The sequence below is a fragment of the Maledivibacter sp. genome (genome assembly GCA_025210375.1).
Lineage (GTDB): Bacteria > Bacillota > Clostridia > Peptostreptococcales > Caminicellaceae > JAOASB01.
The window spans coordinates 198546-221980 of sequence record JAOASB010000029.1; the positions used below are offsets into that span (position 1 = coordinate 198546).

Sequence of the window (23435 nt, forward strand, 5' to 3'; positions counted from 1 at the left end):
ATCATAAACCAAGAACCTCTCCAAACAGGAGAAGTTCTAAGGTACATAACCCCATATATTATATCATTTTTTTCTTTTATTGGAAATATTTACTCAAAAAGAAAATAACAAAGGGGCTGTTGAGTTCAGCCCCAGTATTTCATAATGAATAAATATAGTTTACTCGTTGATTTTCACTTCATATTTGTCTCTTAATTCTGTAGTTTTACTTATGTATAGATCATTTTGCTTTTTGCCCAATAAGAACTGTCTTATTTGATCTTTAACTTCTTCAAAAGTGCTAGTAGTTGCTTCCTTTTTGTCTACCAACTTGATAATATGGTATCCAAACTGAGTTTTTACTGGCTCCGATACTTCACCTTTTTCCATACTAAAAGCAGCATTTTCAAATTCTGGCACCATTTGTCCCTTATTGAAAAAGCCTAGGTCACCGCCTTTTGCTTTAGATGGGCATGATGAATACTTTCCAGCAGCTTCTTCAAAGGCTGATCCATTTTTGATCTCATCTAATATATTATTTGCTTCTTCTTCAGTCTTAACAAGTATATGACTAGCTTGAACGCTTTCTGGAGTCTTGAAGCTTTCTGGATTACCATTGTAATAATTTACTACTTCCTCGTCTGTTACATTTATACTATTTAAAACCTTTCTAAGCCCATAATTCTTAAGAATATTTGCTTTATTTATTTCAAGCTCTTTTATAAATTCTTCTTCCTTATCATAGCTTTTTTCTATGGCTTCACTATAAAATAATTCTTGATTGATAAGCTCATCTAATATCTGCTTTTTACCCTGCTCACTATTAAAATTCATGTTCCCTTGAGCTATAAAGTTTTGTAAAAGTGCATTTACATCCATTTCAGTTATTTCTTTTCCATTAACTGTTGCTAAGATTTTGTTTTCACTCATTTACTTACTCTCCTTTTCGTTAGTCTATGGCTATGATAACAGATATTATTTATTATGTCCAATACTAAAAGAGCTTAAAATTATTATTTATGAGAAGTATCCATATTATTTGAAGAAATTGCATAATTATGACTTGGCACAATTGCATAATATATATGGTAGACAGTTTTTATAGAAGGTAATTATTCAATTTGCTCATTTAATCATTTCTTGAATTTCACGGGCAATATCCCAAGTACCAAATTCAGTATTCCCAAGTATAGTGACCTGTAAATTTCTTGTGGGATATACGGAAGACATCATACTTACTCCAGGGTCTTCACCCATAATATAGTACTTGAATATGTCATCACCTTCTTTTATCATCCATATACCGTATCCATAATAAAAGTCGCCATCAACTTGAATATAAGGCTTTAACATTGCTTCAGTCAATTCTTTACTCAAAACCTTATACTCAAAAATTCCTTCCCATAGTTTGCACAAATCCTTAGCTGTTGTAAAAGCACCCCCATCGGGCCCACCAATGATAGGTAGAGAATATATATTGGTTCTCCAGTCCCCTGATTCATCTTTAATATAACCATATGCTGTATCCTTTGGTAATTGGTCTAATGAAAAATATCCTGAACCCATCATTCCACATGGCTCAAAAATATTCTTCTGAATATAGTCTGTAAACTTCATTCCTGTGTTTTTCTCAACAATCAATCCCAGTACAATAAACCCTGCATTATTATATTTAAACTTCTCCCCCGGGGTAAAGTCCATATTTCCATCCTGAAACATCGGTAGAAAGTCCTTAGGCTCTTTAATATTATAGGTAGGTCTATCCTTCCATAGTTCTGAAAAATCATCCATTACTTCTTCATCGAAATAATCTGGAATACCAGCACTATGAGTTAATAAATGGTGAACTGTGACACTTTCATCAAAGTTTGGAAACCTAATATCCATACAATCCTTTAAATATGTATCAAAGGAAATTATACCTTTTTCGACTAATTGACATATGGCTATTGATGTAAACAGCTTACATCCTGAAGCAATACCAAACTTTGTATATACGGTATTGGGAATAAGATCACTTTTGTTTGCATATCCAAATCCACTCTCAAAAACTGTCCTTCCGTTTTCTTGTGCTAATACAACTCCAGAAAAATTCTTTTGTCTATCAATAATGCTTTTTATTATATCTAAATTTAGTTTCATTTTTATTCCCCCAAATTTTATTGTTTATTTTTCATTTCATAATATTAACTACTTTTATGAAGCATCATCGACTCCTGTTCATCCATAAACTGATTTGTATAAAGCCTATAATAATATCCTTTTTTGTTTATTAACTGATAATGGTTGCCCTCTTCTATAACTTTACCCTTGTTAATAACCAAGATTCTATCGGCCATGCGGATAGTAGATAGTCTATGGGCGATTATGAAGCTTGTTCTGCCCTTTAGCACTTTTCCTATGGCATTTTGTATGAGCTGTTCAGTTTCCGTATCAACTGAGGATGTGGCTTCATCAAGTACGAATATTTTAGGGTTGGCTAATATCGCCCTTGCAAAGGATATTAACTGCTTTTCTCCAGTTGACAATCTGCTTCCTCCTTCTCCAACCTCAGAATCATATCCATCCTTTAGCTTGATTATGAAGTTATGGGCATTAACTAGTTTAGCAGCTTTTATGATTTCATCATCGGTTGCATCTAGTCGCCCATATAATATATTTTCCTTTATTGTTCCACTAAAGAGGTGGGGGGTCTGTAAAACATATCCCAAATTAGAATGAAGCCATAGCAATGATCTTTTACGATAGTCCACTCCATCAAATAATATTTCACCTTCAGTTGGTTCATAAAAGCGACAGGCTAGATTTACTATGGTACTCTTTCCAGAACCAGTTTCTCCAACTAATGCAATTGTTTCCCCTGCTTTTACATTAAGATTAAATGTATCTAATACTTTCTCCCCTTCTTTATAGGCAAAGGATACATTCTTAAAGTTTATATTCCCCTTTATATCAGTCCAATTTTCTCTACGGGGTTTAAATACGTCCCCATAGACACTAACTATTTCACAGTTATCCTTGATATCCGGCTCAGTTTCAATCATAGAAATAATTCTTTCAGCTGAAGCCTGAGCCGATTGAAGCTCCGCAAATATTCTGGCAAGCTCTCTAACTGGTTCAAAAAACTGTATTGTGAAGGTAATAAATGTCACAAGGGTCCCATAACTCAAAACTTCCAATACTACGCCTTCTCCCCCTTGCCATAAAGCTAAAGCTGTGCCTATACTCCCTAGAGTTATTACTACAGGTAAATACATGGAAGAAAAGATAGCTGCTCTAACAGATGAACCATACATTTTACCAGTAATTTCACTGAACTCTTCTAAATTTTTTTCTTCCCTTACTAGGGTTTTTGTAGTCTTTGCTCCCATTATTCCTTCATTGAATGCTCCTGTTATACGAGAATTGGTTTTTCTAACATTTCTATAGGATTTTAAGATTTTCTTTTGAAAATAAATACTAACAATGCCTAAAAACGGTATTACTGTTAAAGCTAGTAATGCCAATTTCCAATTCATATATAACATTACACAGGATACTGTAATCATCATTGCAAATCCCCAAACAAGGTCAACTAACCCCCATGCAATTGTATCCCCAAGCCTCGTAGTATCCGAGGTCATTCGTGCCATTATCCAACCTATATGGGTTCGATCAAAGTATGAAAATGATAATTCCTGTAGTCTTTGAAATCCTGCCTTCCTAATATCATAGCATATTCCCATGTCTACCTTTGCAGCTTCTGAAATAAACTTCCAAACCACAATGGACTGAAAAACAACTAGCAAAACATACCACCAAATGAACCCCCGTAGGCCCTCAAGCTTTTGTGGAACTATAAAGTTATCAATGGCATACTTTGTCAGCATTGGAAATGCCACATCTACAGCTGCTAATATTGTCATCATAACCCCAATCAAACCCATATTTTTTTTATATGGTTTTGTAAACTGCAATAATTTTTTCCAAACATTTAAATCAAAGCCCTTATTATAATCTTGTTCCTTTATCCCACTCATTTATATCTATCCTTTCCTATTACTGCTTTGCCATGGGGACAGTCTCCATGGCAAAGCTACTTCCCAATTTCTTTAACCTTTCTCCAATCTCCTCTTTTCCCTATGAAGCAGCCTCTTCCAATTTATCATCAGAAGAAGTCTTTATTTCTTTATCCAGTTCTTCCTCAAGGGAATTTTGTAATGCCCAGATACGTTTATATAGTCCCTCTTTATTAATTAAATCTTCATGTTTTCCCGATTGTACTATTTCACCATCTTCAACAATTAATATGAGGTCTGCCTCTGAAAGGGTATTTATACGATGGGAGATAATAAATGTAGTAACATCCTTTCTTTTCTCCTTTAATGCTCTTCGTATAGCCAAATCGGTCTCTGTATCCACTGCACTCAATGAATCATCAAATATTAATACATTTGAATTTCTAATTATGGTTCTAGCAATGGCAACTCTTTGTTTTTGGCCACCTGAAAGAGTAACTCCACGTTCACCCACAGAGGTTTCATATCCCTTTTCAAAATCCAATATTACATCATGGATTGATGCTATTTTTGAAGCCTCGGATATTTCTGACTCCTTTATATCCTTTTTAGTAACTCCAATATTCTCTTTTAATGTCTTAGAATATAAGAATGGTTCCTGTAGAACTATTCCAATCTGCTCTCTAAGCCATTTTTTATTTATGTCCCTAAGCTCTATTCCATCTATCCTTATGTTCCCTTCATTATAATCATATAGCCTCAATAAAAGATTCACTAATGATGTTTTGCCACTTCCCGTTGAACCAAGTATTGCTACGGTTTCCCCGGGCTTAACATTAAAGGAAATATTTTTCAATATAGTTCTATCTCCATCATATTGAAAACAGACGTCTTTAAATTCTATCTCACCTTTGATTTGAGGTTTTTTCCCTTCATCTAATCCATCTTCAAGCTCTGCATCTAATATTTCATTTATACGTTCTATTGACACTAAGGATTTACCTAAATCAGTAAGTATCCTTCCCATCTGTCTTATAGGAAAAATTAGCTTTCTTTCATAGCTAATGAACACATAAAGCGTTCCCAATGTCATAACTCCAATTGAAGCAAAATAGGCTCCAAAGACTAACACTGCACCTATTTGTAGAAAGCATAGTAGGTCTGAACATGACCAAAACCAAGCAAGCATCTTAATTAATTTATAGGTTACATCCCTATATTCTGTATTTCTTTCATCAAATTTATCTACTTCATATTCTTGTCTGGCAAAGGCTCTTACTACCCTAACCCCACTTAGATTTTCCTGTAATACCGTTGATAACCTCGCCTCCGATTCATCGGACAGCTTAAATGCCTTCTGAACTTTAAAGAAAAATACTAGGGTAAATATAAAAACTAATGGGATCAATGATACTGCTACTAAAGTCATTGTCCTATTTAGGGAAACCATTACCCCTATAGAAAATACCAGTATAAATAAAACACGGCCAATTTCAACAAATTGGATAGATAAAAATTTTCTGATGGTTTCAACATCCGATGTACATCTTTGAATAAGGTCGCCGGTCTGAGCCTTTACATGATAATCAAAGGGTAGATGCTGTAGATGGTCATATAGCTTTTCTCTAATGTTTTTAGCAACGGATTCAGATGCCACTGCCGACCATTTACCCTTTAAATATAAGAATGCACCATTTATTACTGTTAATATTACTAAAATAGCCCCACATAACCATAGATTTTGTAGTAAAACTGATTTACCACCATTTGCTTGAATTAAGTTTGCAATCCATACAGGTACCTCCATTGGTTTATCTCCTATAATAGAATCTATAGTTACCCTTAATACAAGAGGAATTAATATCTCAAAGCATGTTGCAAAGCCTATAGCTAATACTGCTCCAAAATATAAGAGCCTATTTCCCTTCATAAACTTAAATAAAAGCTTTATTTTCTTCATTTATTTTCCCCCAATTCTGTCAATAAGCTTCTGCTTCATAAAAATCACAATAAATTACTTTTAAATCTTAATCACCATTTTCTACCCCCTTCAATACACAAAAAAACCATGGGCAGTTATACCCATGGCTTTAGTCTATTTGTGTATCAAAATAGTGATATTTATATAGACATACTATTATCACTAACTATGTAAAACAAAAGCCATAGGTTTATACACATACCTATGGCTATACTCTGCTAGTTATTTTATAGTTAGAAAATATCTAACAAGCAATACTGATAGTCCTAGGTCGCGTATTCGTTGTATAAGTTTTATAAGTTTTATATGAATATTTAAATCTAAATCCCTTGCCAATGATTAATTTTTTAACTTTCATCAACACGACCTCCTATCGTAAATTTCTATTTGCATATACAGTATATTATTTGTTAGCAAAATTTACAACCAATTTTGTAAATTGTAATAATTCTGTAATATAAAAACATAAAAAAAGGACTGATAAATCATCAGTCCTACAGATTGTTGACAAAGTCAACAAGATGGCAGGCAATTGAGAAATTTGAAGTTCGAGGCGTGCTTCAACCCAGAGGCCGTAGCGTATACAGAAATACGTAAGGGTTCTGGATTGAAGCAACAACGAAGAAATTCGGATTTGTCAACTGCCTGAAGGACTGATAAATCATCAGTCCTATTATCTTACCTCTATATAGGAATTACCGTCCAAAGGAATAACTACCTGTAATGGTGGCTTTTCTCCTAGAAGTCCTATTGCATATACCGTATAGAATCTATTTGGCTTTAAATTAATATTTGGAACATGTAATACTCTATTATCCGTTCCAGCTGCATATACATCTAGGGTATATATTCCTGGATCTAGTAAATCATAGTCTGTAATCTCTTTATATTCCACATCTTCAAATACATTAGTTCCATCTGGTAATCTGATATCAACAGCCGGTGCATTTGGAGATAAATGACCAAATCTTAAGTATACTTTATCCATTGGTACTGGCATAGGTGTATCTTCTATAGCATATAATGCTAGATCCTCAAGCTTATTGATAGCAGCTACTGTTAGGATAGTGTTGCCAGGTACATTTATATTGGTGTTTATAACTGGATTCGTGGTTGTTCCAGCTGGATAAACCTTTACATTATATACTCCTGGAGCCAATGGAAGATATTCTGTAAAGCTTCTGTACTTTAGATTTGAAACTACAGGTCTATTATTTAGGTATACATCTACAGGTGGTGCATCTGGGGATGCATGAAAAATTCGAGTATAGGTTACATCTACAGGCAGAGTATTTCTCCTATAAAAATCACCTCTATATAGGTTCATTGGATAGAAATTATAAAACCCAAACATCGTTTCAACACCTCTCAAAATACTATTTTGATCTTCACTAATAGAATATTCCAGTATTTTAAAAATGTGACAAAAACAAAAGCCGCTAAAGCGGCTTTCGTTTTTGTCACATTGAACCTTTTGAGAAAATACTCAGATTCTAAGTTTAATTTTCTAACCCTTACTAAAAAACTCCTTTTTCGTTTAAAAAATCTTTATACCTATGATCAACCTTTAAGATATGTTTTTCGATCCAATCAGCTATGAAGATAAGTATATCCATTGTAGCTTTTTTCTGGTCTTCATCAATATCCCCTAGATCAATTTCATTAACTTTGTTAATAAAGGCTTCATGTGCCTTCTTATGCTCTTCTAAACCTTCATATCCATATTTATACATCAGTTCTTCTTCGGACTTAAAATGATAAACCGTATATTCCTTTAGCTCATCTATGAACTCAATAATTTCATCGTAATGGTCTCCATCATCCTTAGAACGAACTAAAGCATGTAAGTTGGCACCGATATCTAACAGCCTTTTATGCTGCTTATCTATCTCAGCAATATTACATGAATACATTTCTCTCCATCTAAACATTTCATCCCCCCTTTGTTTCTCTTTTTTTGTTACTAACATACTTAAAATATAGGTTTTTCAAAGGTTATATTTTAAGGCACAATATTTTTATTAGCTGTTGAATTTCTCCAGCTTAATTCCTGTTCCATGACCATTTAAGTCCTGCTTTTCAAAGCTGTCATCTGAAACTCTTTCAATACTTACAGCCAATGTTTCTTCCTTAATATAGCTTTTAAAAATTTCTACTGCCTTAGCTATTTCATCATCCCCATCAAAATAAATCTTGATATTGTCCATCATCTCATAGCCATTATTTTTTCTAAGCTGTTGTACCTTTGAAATGAACTCCCTAGCAAAGCCTTCGTTGATTAGTTCGTCATTTAAGGTTGTATCTAAGATTACAAATAGATTATTTTCCATTTCTACTGTAAAGCCTTCCTTAGCAGAAATATTTATCATAACAAGTTCATTTGTAACTTCAAAGGCTTCCCCATCTAAATCAACTGTGATAGTTTCACCATTTTCGAGCTTAGGTGCCGCCACTGACGCGTCTAATTCACCTAAAACCTTACCGAATGCTTTTATATTCTTACCTAGCTTTGGCCCAGCAACTCTAAAGTTTGGTTTTAAACTAAAGTTCATGAACTCTTTTAAATCCTTAGCAAATATTACTTCCTTAACGTTTAGTTCTTCTTTTACAAGTGGAACTAAATCAGATACTAATTCTTCATATTTTCCATCTACCATTACCTTTTGTATAGGTTGGCGAACTTTTATTCTAACTGCTTCCCTTGATGCTCTACCAAGCTTAACAAGATTTCTAACAAGATCCATCTTTTCTTCTAGATTCAGGTCAATTAAATCTTGATTTGTAGTAGGATAATCGCTAAGATGAACCGACATATCCCCAGTAAGATTTTTATATATTTCTTCCGATAGATATGGAGCAAATGGTGCAACCATTTGACTTATACCTACTAATATTTCAAAGGTTGTGTTGTAAACAGCTTTTTTATCCTCAGTTAATTCTGTAGCCCAGAAGCGTCTACGGGAACGTCTTATATACCAGTTGGATAAATCCTCATTTACAAACTCTTGTATCTTTCTAACAGCCTTAGTCAGGTCAAATAATTGTAGATCCTGTGAAACCGTTTCTAAAAGACTATTGAATTTTGATAATATCCATCTATCTATCTGAGGTCTATCCTTATACTGAACAAAGAATTCCTTTGGATTTATACCATCAGTATTTGCATATAATACAAAGAAATTATACACATTTTTGATTGTACTAAAGAATTTACTTTGAACTTCCTTAAGTCCTTCTTCATCAAATTTAGTTGGAGTCCAAGCCGGTGATACATAAAGTAGATACCATCTAAGGGCATCTGCACCATACTTATCAAATAGTGAAAATGGATCAACAGTATTTCCCCTAGACTTAGACATTTTTCGACCTTCTTTATCTAAAATAAGGTCATTAACTAAGACTCTTTTATAGGATGATTTTCCAGTAACAAAGGTTGAAATGGCAAGAAGTGAATAGAACCATCCCCTTGTTTGATCTATACCTTCACATATATAGTCTGCTGGAAAAAATTCATCGAAGAATTTTTCACTGTTTTCGAATGGATAGTGATGTTGTGCAAATGGCATCGATCCACTATCAAACCAACAGTCAATGACATCCTTAACCCTTGTCATAGTACTTCCACACTTTTCACATTTAATATGGATATCGTCCACATAGGGTCTATGAAGCTCTATACTTTCATCAATATCTTCTATCGCTCTCTCGGCTAATTCTTTTCTTGAACCTATACTTGTAGTATGTTCACAGTCTTTACCATCACATCTCCAGATATTTAAAGGTGTTCCCCAATATCTACTTCTTGATATAGCCCAATCATTTAAGTTTTCAAGCCAGTTTCCAAAACGCTTTTCTCCAACATAGCCTGGATACCATTCAACACCATTATTATTTTCAATAAGCTTATCCTTAAGCTTTGTCATCTCAATATACCAGCTTGGCTTAGCATAATAAAGAAGTGGTGTCTTACATCTCCAACAATGGGGATAATTATGGGCTACTTTTTGTTTTTTATAAAGTTTTCCTTCGTTATAAAGCCATTTGATAATCTCTATATCGGCATCCATAACGAACATGCCTTCCCAAGGAGTAGTAGTATACTTACCTTCTTCACTTACAGGTTGAAGAACAGGAAGACCATATCTCATACCAGTATTGTAGTCATCCTCACCAAAGGCTGGAGCAGAGTGAACTATACCAGTACCATCTTCAGTAGTTACATAATCAGCAAGGGTCACAAAAAAGGCTTTTTTATCGGTCTTAACAAAGGGCATAAGCTGCTCGTATTCCATATATTCTAAATCCTTGCCCTTATATTCCTCTATAACCTCATATTCTCCTTCTATAACTGAAGGTGCAAGGTCTTTAGCTAGATAATAAAGCTCTCCATTTTGGGCCTTTACCTTTACATATGTTACATTTGGGTTAACAGTAACACAAACATTTGAAGCTAGAGTCCATGGAGTAGTTGTCCATGCTAAGAAATATTCATTTTCTTTATCTTTTACTTTGAATTTAACTACAACAGTATTACTCTTGATTTCTTGATAGCCCTGAGCAACCTCATGACTTGCTAATCCTGTTCCACATCTGCTACAATAGGGAAGAATTTTATGACCTTCATATATATAGCCTTCTTTATTAAACTTGTCTAAAATCCACCACACACTTTCAATATAATTGTTGTCAAGAGTAATGTAGGGATTTTCAAGATCTATGGCATAGGCCATACGCTTAGTCATTTCCTTCCATAGTCCTTCGTATTTGAAAACAGACTCCCTACATTTTTCATTAAACTTATCAAGTCCATAGGCTTCTATTTCTTGCTTGTTATTGAGATTCAACTGCTTTTCAACTTCAATCTCAACTGGCAATCCATGGGTATCCCATCCAGCTTTTCTCTTTACCTGATAACCCTGCATAGTCTTATATCTACATACTGAATCCTTTAATGTTCTAGATATTACATGGTGGATACCTGGTCTCCCATTGGCTGTCGGTGGTCCCTCATAGAATACAAAGGATTTTTGTCCTTCACGAGTTTCTACACATTTTTGGAGGATATCAATATCATCCCAAAACTTTGATATTTCTTTTTCATTTTCACTAACTGATGAATTCAATAATTCTTCAAATTTCTTCATATTTTCACCCTTCCTATATTAGTTGCAAGATATAAGTTCCAAGTTTCAAGCATTAAGCTCTTCCATTTGGGTCTAATAAAGCCTAACCCTTAGGTTTACCTAGATCATTCATAGAAAATTCAATACTTCCATAAATATTTTCAAACTTTTTATGACTAATCTAGAGTTAAGGTTCAAAATGACCTTTAATCAAAAAAGTCCCTAAGTCAATAGACTTAGGGACGAAATTCTCCGTGGTACCACCCAAATTATAGGTAAAACCTATCACTTATTAGAATTTAACGCACTCAGCGAGATATCTTACTGGGTTTCAGATATCCGGCTCAAAGGTGATTTTCATAAAGATATACATCGATAATCTTTCAGCCTAGGATCATCTCTCTAAAAAGTATATTCTAAACTACTCTCCTCATCATAGCCATTAACCTTATTGAATTTATTTAGGTATATACAATTTACTTTATTAATAATAATACCTTAAAAAATCATATTTTGTCAAAATTTTTTTTTGTTTTCTACAAATTTATTGAAAACAAACATTTTTATATCTACCCTAGGGGAGCTAGAATAGAATTATACAGCTACATCAAGTATTCTTGCCTTCTTTTAAATTTCTATACTCCTTAAGGCATATTCAAAAAATAAACTGGTCATCTTACTCCTACTTTTAATTCTTTTATCCTATACTCAATTACTCAAATGCAGTGTACTTCATAACTTCTATTCTTCTTCATAATCATTATATGTTGCCTTATATAACTTTCTATTATGTAAAGTCCAAATCTTATCGGAGAAACTTCCCGTCTTAGTACCTATTAGGTTTTTTCTCATATCATACATTCTTGCGTCAATTACATCTAAGTAATGTAAAATCTCAGCCTCTGGAATCATGGGTCTTTTAGGGCTTCCAAATTCTGGTTCATAATGATGTGAAAGAATCATATGCTGAAGTAAAGTTGTTATTTCTTTATCGGCTCCAAGTCTCTCAGATACTTTTTCAATATTTTTTATGCCTTGAATTATATGTCCTAATAATTCACCCTCACTAGTATATGATGAAACTATTCCAAGCTCATTTGAATCCATTTCTTCAAGCTTAGCAAGATCGTGGAGTATAACCCCTCCAAATAGTAAATTTCTATCTAAAAATGTATATATTTCGCATATTTTTTCAGCTGTTCTAAGCATTGTTAAAATATGATAAAGAAGTCCACCGTGTATTGCATGATGATTTGACTTTGCAGCTGGATAAAACATCAATTTATCCTTACTTTCTTTAAACATATAGCTTACAATATCATGGATATCCTTATTATTAATATCCTGTATATATCCTAATATAGTTTCATACATAATCTGTGGTTTTTGTGGTGCAGAGGGTACATAATCATCTATCACTAGACCATCATCATCATTAACAAGTCTTAGTTTCATAATTTTCAACTGTAGTTTCCCCTGCCATTCAGATATATTACCCCTTACTTTAATTAGTTTTCCCTCTGAATATCTGTGTTCATCTCCCTTATTATAATCCCATAATTTAGCATTAATTTCTCCTGTCTTATCGGCAAGATTAAAATCCAAGAAGGTCTTATTATTACTTGAGGTCTTTAAAATCATAGACTTCACGAGATAAAACCCTTCAATAAAATCTCCAACTTTAAAATCAATAACTTTCATATCAACATATATCTCCTCTATACTTTTAATTAATCGAGCAAATTGCATAATTACTTTCTATAAAAACCATCTACCACAGGTAGTTTCAAAATCCTAAAAGCTATACCATCAAATATGCTTATATCTTAAGCAATTAAATCAAGGATGATATTCGTATATGCAATTCCGCCAAGTAAGAGTTATGCAATTTTCTCAATCATTTATATTATAACATTTATGAGTATATATCTGAAAACTCTATATTAATTATTTCTATAAGATCACCCTTTGGTTCGTTTTTATTAGCCTCTCTGATTATATTATCCTTGGTTTCTAGGGTCTCTACTGGTAGGTCAATAATAAACTCACTGCCTTTGCCACATTCACTTTTTACAGTAATGGCCCCACCATGCATTTCAACCAATGATTTTACTAAGGATAACCCTATTCCACTTCCCTCATGATTTCTAGTAAATGACTTATCCACTTGTCTAAAGTGTTCAAAAATAATATCTATCTTATCCTTTGGGATCCCAATACCCGTATCCTTAACTGCAATAATTATATTACTTCCCCTATCATATATATTTACTAGTATGCTCCCACCGGGGTCCGTAAACTTAATGGCATTTGATAGAAGATTTAACATTATTCTTTCAATCTTATCAGGATCACAAGCGATGATTCTCTCCTCAATATTAGTATCAAATACAAGCTTTATTTTTTTATGTTCAATATATTCTGCTACTGAAAGGGTTATTTCCTCAACAATACTTACAATATTCTGATTCTGTAGGTGCAGCTCGTAATATCCAGCATCTATCTTAGTTATATCAATCAAATTATTAACTAGCCTAAGCAGCCTATAACAGTTTTGCTTTAAAACCTTTATTCTATTACGTACACACTCTTGTATATCCTGTAATGGCTTTTCGTTTACATACATCATCAATATCTGTATAGTTCCTAGTATTACATTAAGTGGTGTCCTTAATTCATGGGAAAGGTTTGCAAAAAACTGGGTTTTTAGTTTATCATATTTAATGGCATCGTTAAACAGTTTAATATATTTTTCTGCCTTTCTACGATCCCTTAAATCCCTAAGTAATATAAGCACAGCTTGCTTATTACTATAATTAAAAATCGTTGATGCAATCTCGACTTCTAAGACTTCGTTGTCAGACTTTCTTATTAGTCTAAGCTCATTAAATAGGGAAAAATTATTTGCTTCATTCTTCAAATTTTTCATAATAAGTGTTATATCGTCTCCTGGATATATATCCACAAAATCTAAGACATTTTTGCCTATGAAAGAATGTCTATTTTCAGCTCCTAAAAATTTTATTGCGGCTTGATTGGTATAAAGAATTCTGCCATCTTTTTGTAATATTATTGGATCTGGCAAAAGCTCAACCAACCTTCTATTTCGCTCCTCACTTTCACGCAAAAATTTCTCTATCCATTTTCTTTTTGTAATATCCCTGACTATAGAAAGTATCACTTCTTCACCAAACAATTCAAATTTGTGGGAATTAATCTCTACGGGTATTTTATCACCATATTTTGATATGTGTACAGACTCAAATGTGATATGACCCTCTTTATCAACTTTATTGATTTTGTTATAAAAATTACTGTAATGATTATCCGGTTTAATATCCTTTACAGTCATATTCAATAATTCTTTTCTACTATAGTTAAGTCTTTTACAAGCAATATCATTTACTTCCATAAAATTATGGGGTATTCCTTTTTCATCTACCTTATATAGGAAAATTGCATCATTTGCCTTATTAAATAGCTCTTTATATTTTTTTTCACTTTCTTCTAGGGCATTTAGAACTTTTTCCATTTTAGTAAAATCATGAACACTAAAACATATTAATTCTCTAGTTTTATATTTTATTTTATTACAATGGACCTTTACAAATCTTATCTCATCATTAGACGCCCGTTGTCTGATGTAAAAACTATCCTTTTTACCTTCAATAGCTGCTTTTATGGAGTTTTCAGTTTCTATATCCCTATTCAACATACTGAGATGTGAAATATACATATTGGTCATTTGTTCTTTACTATATCCATAAAAGGAGCATGCAGTTTTATTAGCATCAAATATTTTACCGTGACATGGCTCAACTAGTATCATTATCCTATGACTGTTTTCAAAAACATTTTGATATAATTGTCTATTTTCTTCAAGTATCCTTTGCATAGCTATTCTTTCACTAATATCCCTTAAAGCAGCACAAAATATAATTTTAGTTTGAATTAGAAGCTTAGTTATACACACTTCCACGGGCAACTCATTACCATCTTTTCTTTGAATTATCCAATTGAAAGTATATTTTTTATTCTGAAACCCACTATAAATACTATCATTCATTTTTGGAGAACTCCATTGAGCTTGCTTAGTGAGAGATATGTCAAATGGAATGTGTCCTATCAAATCCTGTTTTAATTCATATCCAAACATACTAACTGCAGCATCATTACAATCCATGATTTTACCATTTTCTAAGAGCATGTACCCTTCCCTTGAATTCTCAAAAAAAAGCTTACATATTTGACTCTTCTCATTGGCGGATACCTCAACATGTAATTCTGAAATTTTATTTTCGAGGTCTTTAATTCTTTGTTCCTTTTTATATAATTCAGATAAAATCTCTTTCTTAGTTCTTTGTAGCACTCAACAGCTCCCCCCTTTAAATGCCGGCACATTTTTAGAAATTATTAACTATTTTAAGTATTCAACATTTTGCCTATAATTCCTACCATGAATTACATAAATTTGCTATTTTATTCAATTTATATCCAAATACTTTTTAAAATTATAGAAATACTAATTAAAACACTAAAAAAGTGAAGTTTCTTGCAAATTCATGCTATAAAAACAATGTTTCCCTTATTTTTATTGGAACTTCGCTAATATTTAATTTTTATCAATTCAAACTCTTTTTTTGACATTATATGACATTAATAATGAGTATAATTAAATTATAATTCTATATTAAAGGATGATGTAAATGACCTCAGTAAATTCCTATGAGAATTTAAAGTTATTAGAAAAGAAGATACAATCATTACGATCTGTGATGCATGAGCTTATTGAATCTAAAGGAGATATAAGCGCTCCCGAAATCATTGAGATAAGTCAAGTACTAGATAAAGTTTTAGTGCAATACCTTAAACAAAAATTGATTTAAAATAGAAGGTAAAAATCTATTAAGCAAATTGCATAATTACTTTCTATAAAAACCATCTACTACATGTAGTTTAAAAATCTTCAAAGCTATACCACATATATTATGCAATTGTGCCAAGTAAGAGTTATGCAATTTCCTCACATAATTATCTTCTATTTTCCTATGTAAATTCTTTCTATTAGAGTATAATATATAACGTGTGCTTAAGTATATTTTTTAGTATAGGTGCCCTATGATAACGTAATAAATGCAGAAAGAGGGAAAGAAATGAATTGTATAGGTTTCATTGGTGCAGGTAATATGGGAAGGGCTATGATTAAAGGATTGTTATCAAAAGAAAATGAAGATAGTATTATTTTTACTGATTCGAGTTCCACAATAAGACAGGAAATATCCGATCAGTTAAAAATTTCCAGTTTTGAAAAAAATGCTGAAATAGCTTCAAAGTCAAAGTACATTATTATTGCTATAAAACCTAAGATTTACAAAAAGGTATTGGAAGAAATTAAAGGTTCTATGACACCAGATAAAGTAATCATCAGTATAGCACCAGGTATTACGATTAAAGCTATAAAACAAATTTTAGGTGAAAGTACAAGGGTAATACGATCCATGCCCAACACACCTTCTTTAGTTGGTGAGGGAATGAGTATTATTTCTTTTTCTGAGGATCCATATAGTGAAAAGGAGAAAAAAGAAATAATAGGTATCTTCAATTCCTTTGGCGAAGTAGAAATATTAAAGGAAAAACTTATGGATGCTGTTGTTCCCATTTCTGGCAGTTCTCCTGCCTATGTATATATGATGATAGAAGCCATGGCCGACGCAGGTGTATTAATTGGTCTGCCAAGAAAACTCTCTTATAAACTAGCAGCTCAATCGGTTTTAGGCGCAGGAAAAATGGTTTTAGAAACCGCCTCCCATCCTGGGGAATTAAAGGACGCAGTTTGCTCTCCCGGGGGAACTACTATAGAAGCTGTTGCTGTGCTTGAAAAAAGAAACTTTAGAAATGCAATTATTGAAGCAATGATTTCTTGCTATGAAAAAACTAAAAAATTAGATTAGCTAACTTAGCTAATCTAATTTCAGATTGTTGACAAAGTCAACAAGATGTCAGGCAACCTACCAATTTGAAGTTCGAGGCGTGCTGAAACCCAGAGGCCGTAGCGTATACTGGACTGTCAAACCCTATATTGCAAAATTCTTTTCTTTATCTAAATTCTTAAATGCTACTGAAAGCATTAGCTTTATACGGTTAAGCTGATTCACCTCACTGGCACCGGGATCATAATCAATAGCGGCAATATTGGCTAAAGGATATGTCCTTCTAAGTTCCTTTATCATGCCTTTTCCCGTTATATGGTTCGGTAAGCAAGCAAAGGGTTGAAGGCAAACTATATTATTTACTCCACTCTCTATAAGCTCAATCATTTCACCCGTTAAAAGCCATCCCTCACCGGTTTGATTCCCCAAGGATAAATGCTTTGATGACCCTTCTGCCACCTCATGAATCTTTTTGGGTGCTTCAAATCGTTTACTTTTATTCAGATTTTTTCTCATTTCTCTTCTATAAAACTCGATTAATTTGATGCCAACCTGACTAATCATCATCTTACCATATGTTCCTGACAGCTTTTCATATCTGACCCTGCTATTATAGGCACAGTATAATAGAAAATCGATCAGATCTGGCACAACAGCCTCTGCACCTTCCTTTTCTAAAAGATCAACAATATTATTATTAGCTGTGGGATGAAATTTAACTAGAATTTCACCTACAACGCCCACCCTTGGTTTAGCTAAATCCCCATGAATCTCAAGCTTGTCAAAATCATTAACTATTCCTCGAATATTTTCTGTGAATTCCTTTTTAGTTCCTGATATCAATGCACTCTGGCATCTATTTACCCAATGGTCATAAAGCTTATTTGCTGATCCTACTACCTTTTCATAGGGTCTTACCCTATATAATACACGCATTAATATATCCCCATATACTAACCCCATCATGAGATTATCTAGCATTGGAAGCGTCACCTTAAAGCCCGGATTTTTTTCTAGCCCACCTGCATTAAGGGAAATAACTGGTACATTGTCTAATCCTGTATCCTTTAAAGCCTTTCTCAAGAATGCAATATAGTTGGTTGCTCTGCAGCCTCCACCTGTTTGACTAATCATCACAGAAGTATTATGGGGGTCATACTTGCCGGATTTGAGGGCCTTCATAATTTGGCCTACCACTATTATTGCAGGATAACAAGCATCATTATGTACATATCTTAGTCCTTCATCAATTGCTGACTTATCAACTGAAGGTAATATTTCTATATTGTATCCTGATTTCTGAAATCCAGTTTTTAGAAACTGAAAATGTATAGGTGACATTTGAGGAGCAAGGATAGTATGGTTCAACTTCATTTTTCTAGTAAATACTATTCTATCTCGTCTATTTACCAATTGCTTTGACCCAGAATCTCTTTTATCCCTTTCCTTTATTGCAGCAATTAAGGATCTTATACGAATCCTAGCTGCACCTATGTTACTAATCTCATCAATCTTTAACAGGGTATAAATTTTACCATATTCCTTTAATATTTCTTCAATCTGATCAGTAGTTACTGAATCCAGTCCACAACCAAAGGAATTTAACTGAATAAGCTCTAAATTCTTCTGCCCAGATACAAATGTAGCCGCCGCATACATTCTTGAATGATATACCCATTGATCTATAACACGAAGGGGCCTCTTTATATTGGCTAAATGTCCTATGGAATCCTCTGATATAACAGCAAAGCCATAGGATTTTATCATCTCCGGTATCCCATGATTAATCTCTGGATCAATATGGTAGGGCCTACCTACTAATACTATGCCTTTAATATTGTTTTCTTTAATATATTTTATGGCTTCTTCACCTTTTTTTCTTACATCGTTTTTATATGAATCCAATTCTTTATATGCCTTTTCAAGGGCTTTACTCATTTCACCCCTTGTTATACCTTCTTGTTTCAATTCCTCCATTAACCGCCATAGTAATTTTTTAGGCTTATCAATGGGTAAAAAGGGATAGTAAAATGTAACTTTATTTGTTTTAAGAATATCCATATTGGCATTTATTATTTGAGGATAAGAGGTGACTATAGGACAATTATAATGATTCCCTGATGCCTTATCTTCTTGTCTATTATAAGGAATACAAGGATAGAATATCTTGTTTACCCCTTTTCCAATCAAATCAGTGATATGCCCATGAACAAGCTTTCCCGGATAGCATACTGACTCAGAGGGTATGGTCTCCATTCCCAGTTCATATATTTTCTTCGATGATCTACCAGAAATCACTACTCTGTAACCGAGTTCAGTAAAAAATGTGAACCAAAATGGATAGTCTTCATACATATTTAGTACTCTTGGTAGGCCTATAGTTCCCCTAATAGCTTGTTGTTTGGATAAAGGTTTATAGGCAAATACTCTCTTATATTTATATTCATAGAGGTCTGGAATATCATTTTCCCTTTTCTCTATTCCAGCTCCCCTTTCACATCTATTTCCCGAAATGAATTTTCTTCCATTTGAAAATTCCTTAATTGTCAGCAAACAATTATTTCCACATAGACCGCACCGCTTCATAGATGTTTCCATATTAAATAACCTTAGTTCTTCATTCTTTAATAAAGTGCTTTTATAGGTCCCTTTATAACGCTCTTTTGAAATCAGTGCCGCTCCAAAGGCACCCATTAACCCTGCTATATCAGGTCTTATGACTTCTCTCCCAATTATTTTTTCCATGGCTCTTAGGACTGCTTCATTGTAAAAAGTTCCACCCTGAACAACAACTTTCTCTCCTAATTCCTCTGGGCTTCTTAGCCTGATAACCTTAAATAAAGCATTCTTTATAACTGAAATTGAAATGCCAGCAGAAATATCTTCAACATCAGCGCCTTCCTTCTGAGCCTGCTTCACCTTAGAATTCATAAAAACTGTACACCTTGTTCCTAAATCAACAGGATGCTTTGATTTAATACCTGCTGATGCAAAGGTTTTTACATCCGTATTTAGGGATTTAGCAAAGGTTTCAATAAATGAGCCACACCCCGATGAGCATGCTTCATTCAACATAATAGAATCTATAACCCCATCGTTGATCCTTAAGCTTTTCATATCCTGCCCGCCAATGTCTAAAACAAATTCCACCCCTGGAAGAAAAAAGTCTGCAGCTTTATAATGTGCTACGGTTTCTATCTCCCCAATATCTATCTTAAGAGCAGCTTTTATAAGGTGTTCGCCATAGCCAGTAACTGCCGAATTAACTATTTGTATATTATCATTCAATTTACTATACAAATCCCTTAAAGCATTAATAGTGGATTCCAATGGATTTCCCATATTACTATCATAATGGGAGTATAATAGTCCTCCTTTTTCATCTATGAGTGCCAGCTTTGTTGTGGTAGAACCAGCATCTATTCCTAAAAAAGCTTTACCTGCATATGTATTTAAATCTACTCTTCTAACTTTATTTTTTCCATGTCTATCCCTAAACTCCTGATATTCACTTTCATCAGCAAATAGGGCTTGCATATCAACATCTTCTCTATCCCCCAATTTACATATACCAGGAACTCTTTCGTAGATACAATCAAAGGGAACGGGTTCCTCTTTTCTAGAGGACAATGCAGCTCCTATGGCTACAAAATACTGGGAATCCTCTGGATAGATCACATTATTATCCTTTAACTTTAGGGTTTCTATAAATCGCTTTCTAAGCTCAGACATAAAGTGTAACGGGCCGCCTAAAAAGGCAACATTTCCTTTAATAGCTCTTCCCTGGGCTAATCCGCTTATACTTTGATTAACCACTGCTTGAAGTATAGATGCAGCAATATCTTCCTTTGCGGCACCTTCATTTAACAAAGGCTGAACATCAGTCTTTGCGAACACTCCACATCTTGATGCTATGGGATAAATGATCTTGTGATTTTTTGCCAATTCATTAAGACCATATGCATCGGTCTGCAAGAGTGATGCCATTTGATCTATAAATGCACCGGTTCCACCGGCACATGTACCATTCATCCTTTGTTCAATTGAATCTCCAAGGTAAGTTATTTTTGCATCCTCTCCACCAAGCTCAATAGCCACATCTGTATCTGGAATCATGTTTTCAATCGCATTTGTACAAGACATTACTTCCTGAATAAAGGGTACATTAAGCTTTTCAGATATATTAAAACCTCCAGAACCTGTAATCATTACTGTTATAAGTTTTTTCTGCAATATTTCCTTAGCACTTTCAAGCATAGAAATTACAGTACTTTTTATATCTGAAAAATGCCTACTATACTTTTTGTATAAAATATTTCCTTTCTCATCCAAGACAGCCATCTTTACAGTCGTGGAGCCTACATCTAGCCCAACATTCAATATTTTGCCCATCTCTTGTCCCCCTTAAACCGAGATTAGTCATAGATAGTTTTCTAATTCCTAGGCAGCTTTGAATTTTCTATGGATAATCTAGGTAAATCTAATATTCCAATATTCCAAGCTTGTTTCCTATGGTATAACTGTCTTACATCTTAATCTTCAAATTAATGATCCAAACTAGTCCCTTTATTAATTAATATTTCTAACCCTTTACTTTTATAATCATTTTTTATAATCTGGAATAGTATAGAGAGTTTAGGGTAAATCTTTGTATTAGGAAACTATTCCTTTGGAAAAGGTCTTAACAAAATCCCTAATACATAAATCAATACCTATATCTGTATTGTACTTTTCCAGAATAGAAAAGCTGGTAAATATTCCAAAATTACTCGACAAAAAATTTATTGCTAAAACATGTGGATCTTTGTCTAAAACTCCTTTTGACTTCATCTTGGAAAAATAATCGGTTAATAACCTATTGAGTTCATTAGGAAATTTTCTTAGGGGCGAATCCAGTTTAAATATCAACTCATTGTTCTTTAATTGCATCAATATTATTCGCTGGTTTTTGCATAATATCTCTTGATAAACGGAACTAATCTTTAACAAATCCTTTTCTAAATTCCACTCAAGACCATTTGTAAAAAGTGTTTTTAATTTTGGTGAAAATATATATTTATCAAAGGCTCTTTCGAATAAGTTTCGCTTGCTTTTAAAATGACGGAATACTGTCATTTCACTTACTCCTGCTTCCTTTGCTATTTTCTTTGTTGTAACAGCCTTATAATCATTTTCCGAAAAAAGCACCATGGCTGATTCTAATATTTTTTCCGACGTACTCAAATTATCCATTAAATCCCTCCCAAGGTTTGTTAGTGCTAACTAACATATCAATTATATCACTGCCATCATCCATTAGCAATTAAGTTACCAATTTTTAACAATGACAAAAAAAGAATTTCTTATATCTTAAATACAAGAAATCCTTTTTAAAGAATTTAAAGAATATTTATAATGGCTGTTAAGCTCAATGTTGAAAGAACTACGAACAAAATTGTGCCTACTAATAAAGCCTTAATTCCCTTGTCCATTATACTTTTAAAATCTACGGATAGTCCCATGGCAGTCATTGCCATTAATATAAATAATGAGCTAACTTTAGTAAGTATCTCAGTAATCGATGAAGGTAATATGCCCAATGAATTAATGATTCCTGCTAAAACAAAATATAGAACATACATAGGAAATTTAGCTTTTTTATCACCTATATTTTCTTTATTAAAAAAGTATCCTAATACCAATGAAACGGGAACCAACATAAGTACCCTTGTCATTTTGACAAATGTTCCTATCTCCCCAGAGGTATCTCCCAGTGCAAATGCTGCTGCTAAAGCATGGGCGACACCATGAAGTGTAAGCCCAGACCAAGCTCCATATTGAACCTGAGTTAGATTTAGACTGCTAGCTGCAACCCCAGAGTATATAAGCACTCCAATTGCTCCTAAGAAGCTTACTATAGATACAGCAATCACAGAATCATCATCATCGGCATTTATACAAGGTGTCAATGCAACTACTGCCGATGCCCCACATATACATGAGCCTACCCCTATTAATGTTGCTAATTTATTATTTGCTTTGAGCAACCTGCCCAAGATTATTGCCAATATCAATGTAATAGGAACATAAATAATCACCATAGTAAGTATTTGTGGCCCAAGCTTCAATATGGCATAAATATTTAGCTTAAATCCTAATAAAACGATCCCTACTTTTAAGAGCTTTTTTAAAGAAAATTTCACACCAGCTTTGAAAATATCTTGTGTCCTAATCATGTTGTTGTAAATAATACCAATAATAATGGCAATTGTTAAGGCCTCGAGATTTATAAACGTTTTAATTGAATCATTCAAGAGGATTGATAGATAAGAAATAACAAAAACGAAGATTACCCCTGGTATGTAGTTTTTTATATTCTGCATTTATATTCTCCCCTAATTTCTTGGATATTCTGAGATACTTCAAAACTGATTTCATAGAAATA

At 33.3% G+C, this 23435-nt stretch carries 14 protein-coding genes and 1 other annotated feature; of the genes, 2 read left to right on the forward strand and 12 right to left on the reverse strand.

Going from position 1 to position 23435, the window contains the following annotated elements; genetic code table 11:
- Window positions 1-159 precede the first annotated feature (159 nt).
- The 9 genes from N4A68_10490 to N4A68_10530 form a co-directional block, all read right to left on the reverse strand.
- Window positions 160-909 carry a peptidylprolyl isomerase gene (locus N4A68_10490; protein ID MCT4564720.1) on the reverse strand — a complete coding sequence of 250 codons (750 nt, stop codon included), beginning with the start codon at window positions 907-909 and terminating at the stop codon, window positions 160-162.
- A 195-nt stretch (window positions 910-1104) separates the two neighbouring features.
- Complete coding sequence (locus tag N4A68_10495) at window positions 1105-2121, reverse strand: beta-lactamase family protein (GenBank protein MCT4564721.1); 1017 nt, start codon at window positions 2119-2121, stop codon at window positions 1105-1107.
- A 44-nt stretch (window positions 2122-2165) separates the two neighbouring features.
- Window positions 2166-3998: an ABC transporter ATP-binding protein/permease gene (locus N4A68_10500; protein ID MCT4564722.1), complete on the reverse strand. Its 1833-nt coding sequence runs from the start codon at window positions 3996-3998 to the stop codon at window positions 2166-2168.
- A gap of 100 nt (window positions 3999-4098) precedes the next feature.
- Entirely contained in the window at window positions 4099-5937 is a 1839-nt protein-coding gene (locus N4A68_10505; GenBank protein MCT4564723.1) for an ABC transporter ATP-binding protein/permease, read from the reverse strand.
- Between the two features lie 694 nt (window positions 5938-6631).
- Window positions 6632-7312 (reverse strand): DUF4397 domain-containing protein, encoded by a 681-nt coding sequence (locus N4A68_10510; protein MCT4564724.1) that lies wholly within the window; start codon window positions 7310-7312, stop codon window positions 6632-6634.
- A gap of 163 nt (window positions 7313-7475) precedes the next feature.
- Entirely contained in the window at window positions 7476-7889 is a 414-nt protein-coding gene (locus tag N4A68_10515) for a bacteriohemerythrin (protein MCT4564725.1), read from the reverse strand.
- 90 nt (window positions 7890-7979) lie between these two features.
- On the reverse strand, window positions 7980-11102 hold the full coding sequence (gene ileS / locus N4A68_10520; GenBank protein MCT4564726.1) for an isoleucine--tRNA ligase: 3123 nt from the start codon (window positions 11100-11102) through the stop codon (window positions 7980-7982).
- Between the two features lie 214 nt (window positions 11103-11316).
- Window positions 11317-11527: a binding site (T-box leader), on the reverse strand.
- A 295-nt stretch (window positions 11528-11822) separates the two neighbouring features.
- Window positions 11823-12782: an HD domain-containing protein gene (locus tag N4A68_10525; protein ID MCT4564727.1), complete on the reverse strand. Its 960-nt coding sequence runs from the start codon at window positions 12780-12782 to the stop codon at window positions 11823-11825.
- Between the two features lie 214 nt (window positions 12783-12996).
- Window positions 12997-15450 carry a PAS domain S-box protein gene (locus tag N4A68_10530; GenBank protein MCT4564728.1) on the reverse strand — a complete coding sequence of 818 codons (2454 nt, stop codon included), beginning with the start codon at window positions 15448-15450 and terminating at the stop codon, window positions 12997-12999.
- Window positions 15451-15787: 337 nt separating this feature from the next.
- Between N4A68_10530 and N4A68_10535 the strand changes: the two genes are divergently transcribed.
- Both N4A68_10535 and proC read left to right on the forward strand, forming a co-directional pair.
- Window positions 15788-15967, forward strand: coding sequence for an aspartyl-phosphate phosphatase Spo0E family protein (locus N4A68_10535; protein ID MCT4564729.1), 180 nt, complete (start codon window positions 15788-15790; stop codon window positions 15965-15967).
- 267 nt (window positions 15968-16234) lie between these two features.
- A complete protein-coding gene (proC, locus tag N4A68_10540) occupies window positions 16235-17032 on the forward strand; it encodes a pyrroline-5-carboxylate reductase (protein MCT4564730.1) in 798 nt (265 codons plus the stop codon).
- A 123-nt stretch (window positions 17033-17155) separates the two neighbouring features.
- Here the strand turns inward: proC and N4A68_10545 are convergent, their stop codons facing one another.
- From N4A68_10545 to N4A68_10555, 3 genes are all read right to left on the reverse strand, one after another.
- Window positions 17156-21403 carry a 2-hydroxyacyl-CoA dehydratase gene (locus N4A68_10545; GenBank protein ID MCT4564731.1) on the reverse strand — a complete coding sequence of 1416 codons (4248 nt, stop codon included), beginning with the start codon at window positions 21401-21403 and terminating at the stop codon, window positions 17156-17158.
- Between the two features lie 261 nt (window positions 21404-21664).
- Entirely contained in the window at window positions 21665-22243 is a 579-nt protein-coding gene (locus N4A68_10550) for a TetR/AcrR family transcriptional regulator (protein MCT4564732.1), read from the reverse strand.
- Between the two features lie 146 nt (window positions 22244-22389).
- Window positions 22390-23373, reverse strand: a complete 984-nt coding sequence (locus tag N4A68_10555; GenBank protein MCT4564733.1) for a putative sulfate exporter family transporter — start codon at window positions 23371-23373, stop codon at window positions 22390-22392.
- Window positions 23374-23435: the final 62 nt, after the last annotated feature.